This window comes from Methylomonas sp. MED-D (assembly GCF_050276835.1).
Lineage (GTDB): Bacteria > Pseudomonadota > Gammaproteobacteria > Methylococcales > Methylomonadaceae > Methylomonas > Methylomonas koyamae_A.
This window is the reverse complement of the sequence record NZ_CP189965.1, coordinates 3,228,457-3,240,661: the sequence shown is the minus strand read 5'-3', so window position 1 is coordinate 3,240,661 and position 12,205 is coordinate 3,228,457. Positions and strand designations below refer to the sequence as shown.

Below are 12,205 nucleotides of genomic sequence, written 5' to 3'. Positions count from 1 at the left end.
CGATGCCGCTGGTTTGTTCCGTTCCAACCGAGAGCGGTCCGTTGAATACTCGGGCCGTTCTCGGTTCGGCCGAGATGGCATCGCTTGGACGGAAAATAGCGCGACTCAGCGGGTTTAAGCCGGTTCGTATTTGAAGGGCAGCTGTTCCGCTCGCCACGAGGCCGATTCGATATACGCGGCCAAGTCGGTGTCGTTCAAATCGGTGCGGCTGGCGGAGCCGTCCCGCAGGGCTTGGGCCAAGACGCGTTTGGCGACCGATTGGCAAACTTTTTTCAGATCGGCGACCGGCGGGTAAATCAGGCCGGCATCCAACCAATGTTCGGCGGTGTAGTCCGCTAGTGCATAGGCGGCTTCCTGGACCATTTCGTCGCTGATGCGGCTGCATTCGGCCAAGGTCGCCGCCAAACCCAAACCCGGAAAAATGAAGGCGTTGTTTCCCTGACCCACCGGATATTGCCGCCCGCCGTAACTGGCGTCGGGGAACGGACTGCCGGTGGCGACGATGGCCCGCCCCTCGCTCCAATTCAGCAAATCTTGCGGATTGGCTTCGCAATTGTCGGTTGGGTTGGATAGCGGGAAAATGATTGGTTGCGCATGGAAACCGGCCAGATCGGTAACGATTTCCCGGCTGAACAGGCCCGCGACGCCGGATAAACCCAATAGCACGCTGGGTTTGGCGTGGGCGATGACCTCTTGCAAACTGGGTACCTGGCCGGCGGCAACGCCCCAGTCGCGGTAAATATCCGGATCTTGCGCCAACGGCGATTTGTAGGCATCGCTGGTGCGGCCTTTGACGACCAGACCGTGCGCGTCGATGACGAAAATCCGGGCTTGCGCGGCGTCTGGCGTCAGACCGGCGCGAATCATGCCGCTTTTGATCGCGGCCGCCACGCCGATACCGCCGGCGCCGGCGCCGGCCACCACGACGGTTTGATCGGTCAAGGCTTCGCCCTTCAGTCGGCAAGCCGACAGCAGACCCGCCAGCGCCACCGCGCCGGTCCCTTGAATGTCGTCGTTGAAGCACGGAATCCGGTCGCGGTAGCGCTCCAGCACGTCGAACGCGACGTTTTTGGCGAAATCTTCCCATTGAATGATGGCCTTGGGCCATTTGGCTTGGACCGCCGCGACGAATTTATCGACGATCTCGAAGTAGGCGGGGCCGGTCAGGCGTTTTTGCGGCACGCCCAGATAAAACGGATCGGCCAGCAAATCGTCGCGGTTGGTGCCGACGTCGAGGTTGACCGGCAGCGTTTGGAAGGGGCACAGGCCGCCGCCGGCGGTATACAGCGCCAATTTGCCGATCGAGATCGCCAGACCGCCCATGCCTTGGTCGCCGATGCCCAAAATGGCCGACGAGTCGGTCACCACCATCATCCGGATGTCGTGCCAGGGGTAGTTGTCGAGGATGGTACCGGCCCGGTCGATGTTTTCCACCGAAAACGTCAGGCCGCGCGCGGTGGTGTACATCGAGCTGAATTGTTGGACGGCCTGACCGATCGTCGGCGTGTAAACGATGGGGACCATCTCTTCCAAATGGCGCTCCAACAGCGCGTAAAACAAGACTTCGGAACGTTCCTGGGTGGCGCGGAGAAATTGGTACTTGGCCAGATCGCTGGGCTGTTTTAGGTAGTTGGCGTAGAGACGGTCCAATTGGCGGTTAAGATCGGTCACTCGGGGCGGCAACAAGCCGTCCACGCCCAGCTCGATACGCTCTTCGATCGTGAAAGCGGTGCCTTTATTGGTGGCCGGCAGCCGGAGTAGGGCTATGCCGCGAATTTTAGCGGCGATATAGGTTTGGCCGTTGGCATCTTGCCGGTAATCGAAGTATTCGCTCAATGGAGTCATCGGGTTTCCTTTGCGTAGTCGGAGGAGGTCGGGTGTCGACGCGGCATTCGCGGCGGCGGGTCTTCATGGGTCAATCGCATATTGCTTGGCGTTGTCGTTTGCCGGTTTGCGGACGTTTGGCCGGCGCTGGCGAGGCGCCGGCTTCGAACGCCGGCCGGCCTTTTTCGCCGCTCCGCCGGTAGTCGGCCGCCAAGGCCGCCGCCGCCGGAGCGGCCGGTATCCGCAAGCGCTCGGTCATGATGCCATAGCTTAGCTCGTACAGGCGTTTCAACGCGATTTGCCAAGTGCTGCCGGCGCCGGCGTACAGCGCGTCGCTAAAGTCTAAAAACCGTTCGAACGGCCGATCGCCGCACAGGAGGGGTAGGCTGGTCGTAAAGCGGCCTGAATTACCGATCATATCCCAGTATCGGGCAAATCGCTGCATGCGTTGAATCTCGCTGAAACCGATATCGCGGGTGGCGAGTACCGAATAAGGCGGATTCGGATCGTAACGCATCCGGTAGGCGTCGTCGTGACGGTTGATCGGCGCGCCGCGCAGGCGCTTTAAAATGCCGACCTGAATTTCCTGTGGCCCGAGCGCGTAGAGGTGGTCGAAGCTGGCGCCGAAATTGGCGAGGGTGTCGCCCGGCAAGCCGAAGATCAGATCGGCGTGAATGTGGACGTGGGTGTGTTCGCGCAACCAGCTCAGGTTAGTGGCGGTCGCGGCGTTGTCCTGGCGGCGGCTGATCCGTTGTTGTACGTCCGGGTCGAAGCTTTGCACGCCGACTTCGAATTGCAGCACGCCGGGCGGAAAACGGCGAATCGCTTCGCGCAGGCGTTCCGGCAAGTGATCGGGAATGACTTCGAAATGCACTTGCAGGCCGTCGCCGAGCCGATCCAGAAAAAATTCCAGTATTGCCACGCTGTTGTCGATACGCAGGTTGAAGGTCCGGTCGATGAATTTGAAATGGCGGCCGCCGCGTTGGTATAGCGCGTCCAATTCGCTTAAAAACGCCGCGAGCGGAAACGGCTTGGCGGTGACGTCGAGCGCCGAGAGGCAGAACTCGCATTTAAACGGGCAGCCGCGCGAGGCTTCCACGTAAGTGAGGCGTTGGCGCAAATCGCTATCGCTGTAGTACGGGTAGGGTGAGGCCAATTCGGCGAGCGCCGGCGTCGGTCCGGCGACGATGCGTGGCTCGGGCCTTACGCCGGCCAACAATTGACGGCACAGTGCCGGAAAACTCCGTTCGCCGGGACCGGTGACGATGTAATCGGCCAGTTCGGCACAGGCCGGCAAATCCGGTGGATGGCTGACTTCCGGCCCACCCAGCACGATGGTGATGTCCGGCGCGACTTGCTTGAGGATGGCCAGTACCGCGCCGATTTCCGCGACGTTCCAGATGTAAACGCCAAAGCCGATAATTCTAGGCCGGCGGTCGAGCAAGCGCTCGACGATTTCCGCCGGCCGTTGCTGCAGGCCGAATTCGGCGATTTGGGTACGTTCGCGCAGTTCGGCCATATTGGCGTACAGGTAGCGCAAACCGAAGGCCGAATGAATGTAGCGAGCATTCAGAGTACACAGCACTATCTCGGTCATGCCGGGCTGATCCGGAATTGCGAAAATGTTTCCGCGCGGTTGCGGCCGGTTTGTTTGGCACGGTATAGCGCGGCGTCGGCGGCTTCCAGCAGCGCGTCGCCGTTAAGGCCGGTGTGTTCGGAACTGGCGATGCCGATGCTGATAGAGCTGTTGATCGGCGTTCCGCGCCAATCGACCGTTTGCTCGGCTTGGATGCGGCGCAAACGTTCGGCCAATTGGTGGGCATCCAGTTCGGTGGTGCCGGGTAGCAGCAGGCAAAATTCCTCGCCGCCGTATCGGGCCAGATAGTCGTCGCGGCGGATTTCCAGCCGTGCTCTAGCCGTCAGCTGACGCAGGACTTCGTCGCCGGCCCGATGGCCGTGGCTGTCGTTAATCAGCTTGAAGTGATCGACGTCCAGCATAACCACCGACATCGGCTCCTGACGGCGTTGGCTGCGCGCCAGCATGCGCTGCAACTCCAACTCCAGACTGCGCCGGTTCCACGCGCCGGTCAGCGCATCGGTAGTGGCCAGATTTTCCAGTTGCGAAGCCATCCGGTAATTGACCATCAAGATAAAGCCGAAGGTCAGAAACAATTGGATGACGCTGCCCGCCAAGAACATGACCGGGTTGATTAGCATCGGGCTGAACAGGGTGTAGGTACCCGGCGGCGCCGAGTAAATCGCGATCGCTCGAGAGGCGTAGATCAGACTTAGCACCGCGAAAGAGGCTCCGGTCAACCAGTGGGCGGTGCGTTCGGGCGTGGGCAGTCTGATCAGCAAGGCGCGGGCGCAGGTGAAATTGATCGCCCCGAACACCAGCGAATTGGCGATGGCTCGAAATTGAATATTGATGTGCACCAGACTGAACCAATAACTGAAAAATCCGACCGCCACCACGACGGCGATCATCCAGCGAATGTGGCAGGCTTCTCCCTTGAAGGCTTGAATGCCGGCCAATTGGGTCGTCGATCCCGCCGCCAGCAATGCCGCGCCGGCGACCACGGGCCAGCCCTGGCCGGCGTGTAGATTGGGCAAGGCGATGGACGAGCCCAGACTGATACAAAAGCTTGCCAAGGCCCAATGCCGGAGTCCTTGCACGCCGCGGGCGTGCAGGCTGGCGACCGCGAGCAGTATCGAGAACAGAAAACTGAGCACGGCTATCATCACCATCATCGTGCGCAGATCGAGGTTCATTGAGATTCCCGGTTGGTTTGATCGTGGGTCGGCTAAAAAGCGGGCCGGCGTTCCGTCAAGCCTACAAAATTTTTTCCTGTCGCGCTACTGGCGCGCTTGGGTCGGGAAACTGAGCAGCGAGCGCCTCGGTTCGCGATCGGCGCGTATTCGGCCTAAAATGCGGTTAGTTACGCTTAAAACAACCGGTTATTTTGATGACAGAGCAAACCTTTCAGTTCGAACAAATCCATATTGAAGTTGCCCGCAACGCGTCGGACGACTTCAATTTGTTTCACGATAAGCATAAGTGGCTGCAGATTACGCATAACCCGTTCAAAGGGCCTATCGTGCTGGGTTTTCAGTTGAATACCCTGATCGAATACCAGATGCGCTTGTACCGCGAAGCGCATCAGGAGGACAAGATCATCGCGGATCGCGGCCTACGCTTCAGTAATTACCAGATCACCTTCGTCAACGCCTTGCGGCCTCGGCAGGAAATGACGCTGGACATCAAAAAAACCCTGATCGCGACGATTCCGGAATTGACCTTGACCAACCGGGTGGCGATCAAATCGCAAGGCAAGACGATCTTGCTGGGTTACAAGAAGGAAACCAAAACCCCGTTGTTCCTGGCCAATACCGATCTGAGCGGCTTGCCGGATTTGAATGCGCTGGCGGACGACAGCATCGTACCCGGCACCGACTTCTTCCTGAAACGAAAGTGGATGCATAACGGCAACGTCAAGAATTTCCTGTCGGGATCGTTGGCGGAACAATCGGCGTATTTCGACGAACTGGCGCACATCGCCAGTTATCCGGAGGTGTTTCCCTGCTGTTTGACCTCGGGGGCCTTGCTGGAAAAGGCCCAGCTGGAACACCACGATTTCAAGGCGAATCCGATGGTGTACACCTCGCACGACATCTCGGTCGATCGCTGCTTGGTACAGCGTTTGAAGAACAACGACAAGCTGCATATTCTGGTCAAGCAACTGCCGGAATCCAAGGACAATACGCTGAACCACACCGATATTCTGCTGCGGACTTACGAGTGTTACGGCGTGTTGGAGGATAGGGAAATCCTGTTCAGAATCAAGCTCAATCTGGTGCCGCTCGAGGAAATCGTCAGGAATTTGAGCGCCAAGCCTCAGTCATAGCGGGTTGGGCTAATGTTGTGAAAATTTTTGAACATCAAGTATAATCCGCTAAGTCGTTAGGCCCGGCCGGTGACGAGATTGCAAATTCAATTAATACAACACTAAAGATAAGGTAAGTGCTTGCAATCAGGCATTTGCATTGTTCGAGGAAAAATATATGAGTAATATCGAAGAACGAGTAAAAAAGATTGTCGCGGAACAATTAGGCGTAAAGGAAGAAATCGCAAACGATGCGTCTTTTGTTGACGATCTTGGCGCTGATTCTTTAGACACAGTTGAACTTGTCATGGCTCTGGAAGAAGAATTCGAGTGCGAAATTCCGGACGAAGAAGCCGAAAAAATCACCACCGTCCAATTGGCTATCGATTACATCAACGCCAACTTGCAATAAGTCGATTCAAGTCAGTTAGTGGATGGCGTTTCCATCCACTAGCCGGTTCCTCCCTCTCTTCCTGGTTGTCTTCTTTTTTACCGGTAGTTTTCTGTGAGCACACGTCGAGTTGTTATTACGGGCTTGGGCGCCGTCACGCCTTTAGCCAACAATGTTGCCGATACTTGGGACGGTATCGTCAATGGCAAGAGCGGCATTAGTCCGATCGATTCCTTTGATATTTCGCCCTTTGCGACCACCTTCGGCGGTGTGATCAGAAACTTCAATATCGGCGACTACATCGCCGAGAAAGATGCCAAACGCATGGACGGTTTCGTGCACTACGGCATCGCGGCAGGTTGTCAGGCTTTCGAAGACTCCGGTATCGTCGTCACCGAACAGAATGCCGAGCGTATCGGCGTCGCGATCGGCGCCGGCATCGGTGGGATTACCGGTATCGAAGAGTGCTACGCCACCTACACGGCGGCCGGCCCGCGGCGGATCTCGCCGTTCTTCGTGCCCGGCAACATCATCAACATGATCTCCGGCAATTTGTCGATTAAATACGGGTTGAAAGGCCCGAATTTCGCGATCGTCACCGCCTGCTCGACCGGCACGCACAATATCGGCGACGCCGCTCGCTTGATCAAATACGGCGATGCGGACGTGATGGTCGCCGGCGGTGCCGAGCGCTGCACGACATCGCCGACCGCGATGGGCGGTTTTGCCGCCGCCAAGGCCTTGTCTCGCCGTAACGACGATCCGCAACGGGCCAGTCGGCCTTGGGATCGCGATCGCGACGGCTTTGTATTGAGCGACGGTGCCGGTGTGATCGTGTTGGAAGAGTTGGAGCACGCCAAGGCGCGCGGCGCCAAGATTTACGCCGAGTTGGTCGGTTACGGCATGAGCGGCGACGCTTATCACATTACGTCGCCGTCCGAGGGCGGCGAGGGCGCGGCGCGCTGCATGCGTAACGCCATGCGCGACGCCAAGTTGAATCCGGAAGACATCGATTACATCAACGCGCACGGCACCTCGACCCCGGCGGGCGACATCGGAGAAACCCACGCGATGAAAGCCGCGTTGGGCGAGTACGCTTACAAGGTCGCGGTGAGTTCGACCAAATCGATGATAGGCCATTTGCTGGGGGCGGCCGGCGGCATCGAGGCCGTTTTAACCTCGCTGGCGATTTGCAACCAGATCGCGCCGCCGACGATCAACCTGGAAAATCCCGATCCGGAATGCGATCTGGATTATGTTCCCAACATCGCCAGAAACATGAAAATCGACGTCGCGATCTCCAACTCGTTTGGGTTCGGCGGCACCAACGGTTCTCTGGTGTTCAAACGCTACGCATAATTTTTGCGGGCCGCGGCAGTGACCGGCGATGTTTCTGCTGAACGGCGAACCCGCGCATTGCATCGATCCGGCCGATCGCGGCTTGCAATACGGCGACGGCCTGTTCGAAACGCTGGAAGTCCGGCAGGGCCGGCCTTTATTTCTCGATCGGCATCTTAGACGTCTGGCGTCGGGCTGCCGGCGTTTGATGATTCCGATGCCCGACGCCGGTTTGCTCGAAGCGGAAGCCTTGTCTTTCGCCGCCGGCAGGGAAGCCGCGGTGCTTAAGCTGATCGTTACTCGCGGTTGCGGCGGGCGAGGCTACCGGCAACCGGACGTTATCCAGCCTACTCGGCTGTTCAGCCTGCATCCCTATCCCGATTACCCCGCGCATTACCAAACCGACGGCATCGTCGCCGATTTTTGTCGGCAACGCTTGTCCAGCAATGCCACGCTGGCCGGCATCAAGCATTTGAATCGTTTGGAGCAAGTACTTGCCCGCGCAGAGTGGTCGGACGACAGCCGCCAGGAAGGTTTGATGCTGGATGTCCAGAATTACGTCGTGGAAGGCACGATGAGCAATCTGTTTATCGTCAAGAACGGCGTTTTGCTGACGCCTGCTTTGACCGATTGCGGCGTGGCCGGCATCGTTCGCGAATGGAGTTTGGCGTTCGCGGCCGCCGAAGGCTTGCCGTCGGTGGAAGCGGCGATCACCGTGGATCAGGTATTGGCGGCCGACGAAGTGTTCGTGACCAACTCGGTGATCGGGATTTGGCCGGTGCGGCGCTTGGCCGGGCAAGATTTCCCGGTCGGGCAGGTGACGCAACGTATATGCGCGGCCTATCGGCTAGCCAAACAACGGGAGTTGTCGTGATGGCTAAGCATGTCATGGGTCACAGCATTGCCGCGTTCACGCTGCTGATGCTGGCGGGACTGATCTCGATCTGGGCCGGGATGCACTATCATCTGATCGAGAAAAAACCGGTGGTGGCCAGCGAAACCGTCATCGAAATCCGCCGCGGCGATACCTTGGACAGCGTGATTTCGACATTGCTGGCCCACCGCGTGCAAATCAACCGCTTCTGGTTCAAGCTGTTCGCCTATCGAAAACACTTGGATCGCGGCCTCAAGCGCGGCGAGTACGTCTTGGCCAAGGGCGCCAGCGCGGCCGACATTTTGCAACAGCTGACCGAAGGTCGCACCCGCCAATATTCCATCACTTTTCCGGAAGGTTGGTCGTTCAAACAACTGTTTCAAGCGGTCAAAACCAATCCTTATTTGGCGCATACGCTCAGCGACGCCGAGTTGACCGAGTTGATGAAGGGCATCGGCTCGGACAAACCTCATCCGGAGGGCTTGTTTTTTCCGGATACTTATTACTTTGAAAAATACACGGCCGATATCGAATTGCTGAAACGCGCACACGACCGGATGCAAAAAGTGTTGGCCGAGGAGTGGTCCAAGCGCGATCAAAACGTGCCGCTGGAAAATCCCTACCAAGCCTTAATCTTGGCGTCGATCGTCGAAAAGGAAACCGGAGCGGCCGAAGAGCGTCGACAAATCGCCGGCGTATTCGCCCGGCGCCTGAAAAAAGGTATGCTGCTGCAAACCGATCCGACCGTGATTTACGGGATGGGCGACAGTTATCACGGCGATATTCGCCACAAGGATTTACGCGAGCCCACGCCATATAACACCTACATCATCGAAGGCTTGCCGCCGACGCCGATCGCATTGCCGGGCAAGGAGGCTATCGTCGCCGCGCTGCATCCCGACCACGGCGATGCGCTGTATTTCGTCGCGCGCGGCAACGGCCGTCACGCGTTTTCATCCACCTTGGCCGAGCACGAAAAGTATGTGGAGCGTTACCAACGATGAGTCGCGGTTGTTTCATCACCTTGGAAGGCGGCGAAGGCGTCGGTAAGTCCACCAATCTACAATTCGTCAAGGCTTGGCTGGAGATGCGCGGCATCGTTTCGGTGGTGACTCGCGAACCGGGCGGCACCGGGATTGCCGAGAAGATCCGAGCGATTCTGTTGGAAAAAGCCGACGAACCCTTGTCCGAGCAGGCCGAACTGTTGCTGGTATTCGCGGCGCGGGCTCAGCACATCCGCCAAGTGATCTTGCCGGCCTTGGAATCCGGGAAATGGGTACTGTGCGACCGTTTCACCGATGCGACTTACGCTTATCAGGGCGGCGGACGCCGACTGGACGTCGCGACGATCGAATGGTTGGAGCATTGCGTGCAGGGCGACCTGCGCCCCGACCTGACCTTGTTGTTGGATGCGCCGGTCGAAATTGGTATGGGGCGGGTCGGACGGCGCGGCGCGGCCGACCGCTTCGAAGCCGAGCGTGGCGAGTTTTTCGAGCGCGTTCGCCAGTGCTATCTATCCAGGGCCGCGCAATATCCGGAACGCTACCGGGTCGTCGATGCCGGGCGGCCGCTGGAGGACGTGCAAGGTAGTTTGGCCGACGAATTGGCGGCGTTGTTGGAGCGGCGATGACGACGCTTTACCCCTGGCAGCAGCCGGCTTGGCAAACCTTGCAAGCCTACCTTGCCCAAGGGCGGGTGCCGCAGGCCTTGCTAGTTTCCGGTCCGGCCGGCATCGGCCGGCGGCATTTGCTGGACTACTACGCGCGGGCGTTGTTGTGCGAAACGCCGGCGGGCGACGCTTCAGCCTGCGGGCGCTGTCATGCTTGCCTGTTGGTGGCGGCCGGCACGCATCCCGACTATTTGAGCGTCGAACCCGACGAACCCGGCAAGGCGATCGGTATCGACAAAATCCGCCACTTGATCGCCAAGCTCGCGCTGAAGCCGCAATACGACCGCACCTACCGGGTGGTGATTTTGAGCCCGGCCGAACTGCTCAACACCGCATCGGCCAATGCCTTTCTTAAGTGTCTGGAAGAACCGACCGAAAGGACTTGTTTGCTGTTGCTGACTGAGCAACCTGGCCGGCTACCGGCAACGATACGCAGTCGTTGTCAAAAGCTGTATTGTCCATTGCCGCCCAAGGCGCTGGCCTTGGAATGGCTAGCCGGACAAGGCATATTGACCGACGCCGAACCGATATTGGAGTTGGCGCGCGGTGCCCCGCTACTGGCCGGCGAATATGCACAACGCAACATCGCCGAATATCGCCAGCGCTATTTCCAGGACTGGTTGGCGATAGTTAGGGGGCAGGGCAATCCGTTGGCGGTTGCCGAACAGTGGCAGAAGGGCGAGCCGGTGGAATTAGCGGTGGCCTTGACCTGGATGGCGCAATGGGTGGCGGACATCATTCGCTGCGCTCATGTGGCGGAGCCGGCCGACGCAGCCGATCCCGACATGAAAAATGCCTTGCAAGCCCTGTCCAAGCGGCTAGAATTGCAAGGCTTGTACCGTTTTTACGACGCCTTGTTGCTCGCCAAATCGCAATTGGCGACCCAAATGAACCGGCAATTACTGGTCGAGCAACTCCTGATCCGTTGGTCGCAACTCAATCCGAATTAAGCCATGGCAGAAACTCCGTCACCCCGGCAAGGCATACTCTCGCTGTCGATCAAGGACAAGAACGCCTTGTATGCCGCCTATATGCCTTTCGTCAAAAACGGCGGATTGTTCATTCCGACCAAGCGCGAATACGAAATGGGCGAAGAAGTGTTCATGCTGCTGAATTTGATGGATGAAACCGAGCGATTGCCGATCGCCGGCAAGATCATCTGGAAAACCCCGAACGGCGCCGAGGGTTATCGGGCCGCCGGCATCGGCGTGCAATTTAGCGACCAGGACGGCGGCATGGCCCGCAATAAAATCGAAACCTATCTGGCCGGCGCGCTGGAATCCGACCGCTCCACCCATACCATGTAGTATTGTCGGCATGTCCGCCGGCCTTGATTTTCGTAAACCATCCGATGTTCATAGACTCCCATTGCCACCTCGACCGGATCGACTTGCAACCCTACGGCGGCGATTTTGCCGGTTTCGTCGGCGCCGCTCGCGCCCAGCAAATCAGCCGCATGCTGTGCATAGGCATCGATCTGGAGGCCTATCCCGCCATGCGGCGCTTGATCGAGCCTTACCCCGACATTTCGCTATCGGTCGGCGTACATCCAAACGTGACCGACGGCCGCGAACCCAGCGTCGAGGATTTGCTGGAACTGGGGAGCGACGCCAAGGTAATCGCCATCGGCGAAACCGGACTGGATTATTTTCGCAGCCAAGGCGATCTGGGTTGGCAATTTCGCCGCTTTCGTAACCACATCGCCGTCGCCAAGCAGCTGAATAAGCCGCTGATTATTCATACCCGCGAAGCCGGCCAGGATGCGTTGCAGGTGCTCAGGGAAGAAGGCGCCGATACGGTCGGCGGTATCATCCATTGTTTTACCGAGGACTGGGATTATGCCGAAAAAGCCTTGGAACTGAATTTTTATATTTCGTTTTCCGGGATCGTGACCTTCAAGAACGCCGAAGCGATCAAGGATGTCGCCCGGCGAATTCCGGCCGACCGCTACTTGATCGAAACCGATTCGCCGTATCTGGCGCCGGTACCGCATCGCGGCAAGCCCAATTATCCGTTATATGTGCGGTATGTCGCCGAGCACATCGCCGAATTGCGCGGCGTCGACGTCGAGACGGTCGCCCGGCAGTCCACCGAGAATTTTTATCGCTTATTTGCGGGCGCTTTTGGCGAGGCGCATTGATCGAGTGGGAAAAAAAAGCGGTCAGGACCTGGATGTTTGAGGCTGACCGCATAGAGAGGTGGGGTATAACTCTCATTCCCCGTCT

Annotated in this window: 12 protein-coding genes; 9 read left to right on the top strand and 3 right to left on the bottom strand. The window is 58.4% G+C overall.

All coding sequences use genetic code 11. The features are described from left to right. Positions 1–114: 114 nt before the first annotated feature. The 3 genes from ACQE3E_RS14460 to ACQE3E_RS14450 form a co-directional block, all read right to left on the bottom strand. A complete protein-coding gene (locus ACQE3E_RS14460; RefSeq protein WP_064027422.1) occupies positions 115–1,845 on the bottom strand; it encodes an NAD-dependent malic enzyme in 1,731 nt (576 codons plus the stop codon). 70 nt (positions 1,846–1,915) lie between these two features. Then, the gene (locus tag ACQE3E_RS14455) at positions 1,916–3,421 is read right to left on the bottom strand and encodes a B12-binding domain-containing radical SAM protein (protein ID WP_313729929.1); all 1,506 of its coding nucleotides are present in this window, start codon (positions 3,419–3,421) and stop codon (positions 1,916–1,918) included. Continuing rightward, positions 3,418–4,596, bottom strand: coding sequence for a GGDEF domain-containing protein (locus ACQE3E_RS14450; protein ID WP_064027426.1), 1,179 nt, complete (start codon positions 4,594–4,596; stop codon positions 3,418–3,420). Before ACQE3E_RS14450 ends, ACQE3E_RS14455 begins: the two co-directional genes overlap by 4 nt. A gap of 194 nt (positions 4,597–4,790) precedes the next feature. Between ACQE3E_RS14450 and ACQE3E_RS14445 the strand changes: the two genes are divergently transcribed. The 9 genes from ACQE3E_RS14445 (at position 4,791) to ACQE3E_RS14405 (ending at position 12,120) form a co-directional block, all read left to right on the top strand. Then, the gene (locus ACQE3E_RS14445) at positions 4,791–5,729 is read left to right on the top strand and encodes a hypothetical protein (RefSeq protein ID WP_064027428.1); all 939 of its coding nucleotides are present in this window, start codon (positions 4,791–4,793) and stop codon (positions 5,727–5,729) included. Positions 5,730–5,886: 157 nt separating this feature from the next. Beyond that, the gene (gene acpP, locus ACQE3E_RS14440) at positions 5,887–6,120 is read left to right on the top strand and encodes an acyl carrier protein (protein WP_013820083.1); all 234 of its coding nucleotides are present in this window, start codon (positions 5,887–5,889) and stop codon (positions 6,118–6,120) included. A gap of 93 nt (positions 6,121–6,213) precedes the next feature. Next, the gene (gene fabF / locus ACQE3E_RS14435) at positions 6,214–7,458 is read left to right on the top strand and encodes a beta-ketoacyl-ACP synthase II (RefSeq protein WP_064027430.1); all 1,245 of its coding nucleotides are present in this window, start codon (positions 6,214–6,216) and stop codon (positions 7,456–7,458) included. Between the two features lie 28 nt (positions 7,459–7,486). Further along, positions 7,487–8,311 (top strand): aminodeoxychorismate lyase, encoded by an 825-nt coding sequence (gene pabC, locus ACQE3E_RS14430; RefSeq protein WP_064027432.1) that lies wholly within the window; start codon positions 7,487–7,489, stop codon positions 8,309–8,311. Further along, entirely contained in the window at positions 8,311–9,315 is a 1,005-nt protein-coding gene (mltG, locus tag ACQE3E_RS14425) for an endolytic transglycosylase MltG (RefSeq protein ID WP_313729930.1), read from the top strand. Before pabC ends, mltG begins: the two co-directional genes overlap by 1 nt. Continuing rightward, positions 9,312–9,941 carry a dTMP kinase gene (gene tmk, locus ACQE3E_RS14420; RefSeq protein WP_168029575.1) on the top strand — a complete coding sequence of 210 codons (630 nt, stop codon included), beginning with the start codon at positions 9,312–9,314 and terminating at the stop codon, positions 9,939–9,941. The genes mltG and tmk overlap by 4 nt, the downstream gene beginning before the upstream one ends. After that, on the top strand, positions 9,938–10,930 hold the full coding sequence (locus ACQE3E_RS14415; RefSeq protein ID WP_313729932.1) for a DNA polymerase III subunit delta': 993 nt from the start codon (positions 9,938–9,940) through the stop codon (positions 10,928–10,930). Before tmk ends, ACQE3E_RS14415 begins: the two co-directional genes overlap by 4 nt. 3 nt (positions 10,931–10,933) lie before the next feature. Next, a complete protein-coding gene (locus ACQE3E_RS14410) occupies positions 10,934–11,287 on the top strand; it encodes a PilZ domain-containing protein (protein WP_071157930.1) in 354 nt (117 codons plus the stop codon). Positions 11,288–11,331: 44 nt separating this feature from the next. Continuing rightward, positions 11,332–12,120, top strand: coding sequence for a TatD family hydrolase (locus ACQE3E_RS14405; protein ID WP_313729933.1), 789 nt, complete (start codon positions 11,332–11,334; stop codon positions 12,118–12,120). Positions 12,121–12,205 lie beyond the last annotated feature (85 nt).

Bases quoted from the DNA above. Each gene is read 5' to 3' on its own strand.
- ACQE3E_RS14415 (WP_313729932.1), top strand. From the start codon at position 9,938: ATGACGACGCTTTACCCCTGGCAGCAGCCGGCTTGGCAAACCTTGCAA.
- pabC (WP_064027432.1), top strand. From the start codon at position 7,487: ATGTTTCTGCTGAACGGCGAACCCGCGCATTGCATCGATCCGGCCGAT.
- ACQE3E_RS14460 (WP_064027422.1), bottom strand. From the start codon at position 1,845: ATGACTCCATTGAGCGAATACTTCGATTACCGGCAAGATGCCAACGGC.
- ACQE3E_RS14405 (WP_313729933.1), top strand. From the start codon at position 11,332: ATGTTCATAGACTCCCATTGCCACCTCGACCGGATCGACTTGCAACCC.
- tmk (WP_168029575.1), top strand. From the start codon at position 9,312: ATGAGTCGCGGTTGTTTCATCACCTTGGAAGGCGGCGAAGGCGTCGGT.
- acpP (WP_013820083.1), top strand. From the start codon at position 5,887: ATGAGTAATATCGAAGAACGAGTAAAAAAGATTGTCGCGGAACAATTA.
- ACQE3E_RS14410 (WP_071157930.1), top strand. From the start codon at position 10,934: ATGGCAGAAACTCCGTCACCCCGGCAAGGCATACTCTCGCTGTCGATC.
- ACQE3E_RS14445 (WP_064027428.1), top strand. From the start codon at position 4,791: ATGACAGAGCAAACCTTTCAGTTCGAACAAATCCATATTGAAGTTGCC.
- ACQE3E_RS14455 (WP_313729929.1), bottom strand. From the start codon at position 3,421: ATGACCGAGATAGTGCTGTGTACTCTGAATGCTCGCTACATTCATTCG.
- ACQE3E_RS14450 (WP_064027426.1), bottom strand. From the start codon at position 4,596: ATGAACCTCGATCTGCGCACGATGATGGTGATGATAGCCGTGCTCAGT.
- mltG (WP_313729930.1), top strand. From the start codon at position 8,311: ATGGCTAAGCATGTCATGGGTCACAGCATTGCCGCGTTCACGCTGCTG.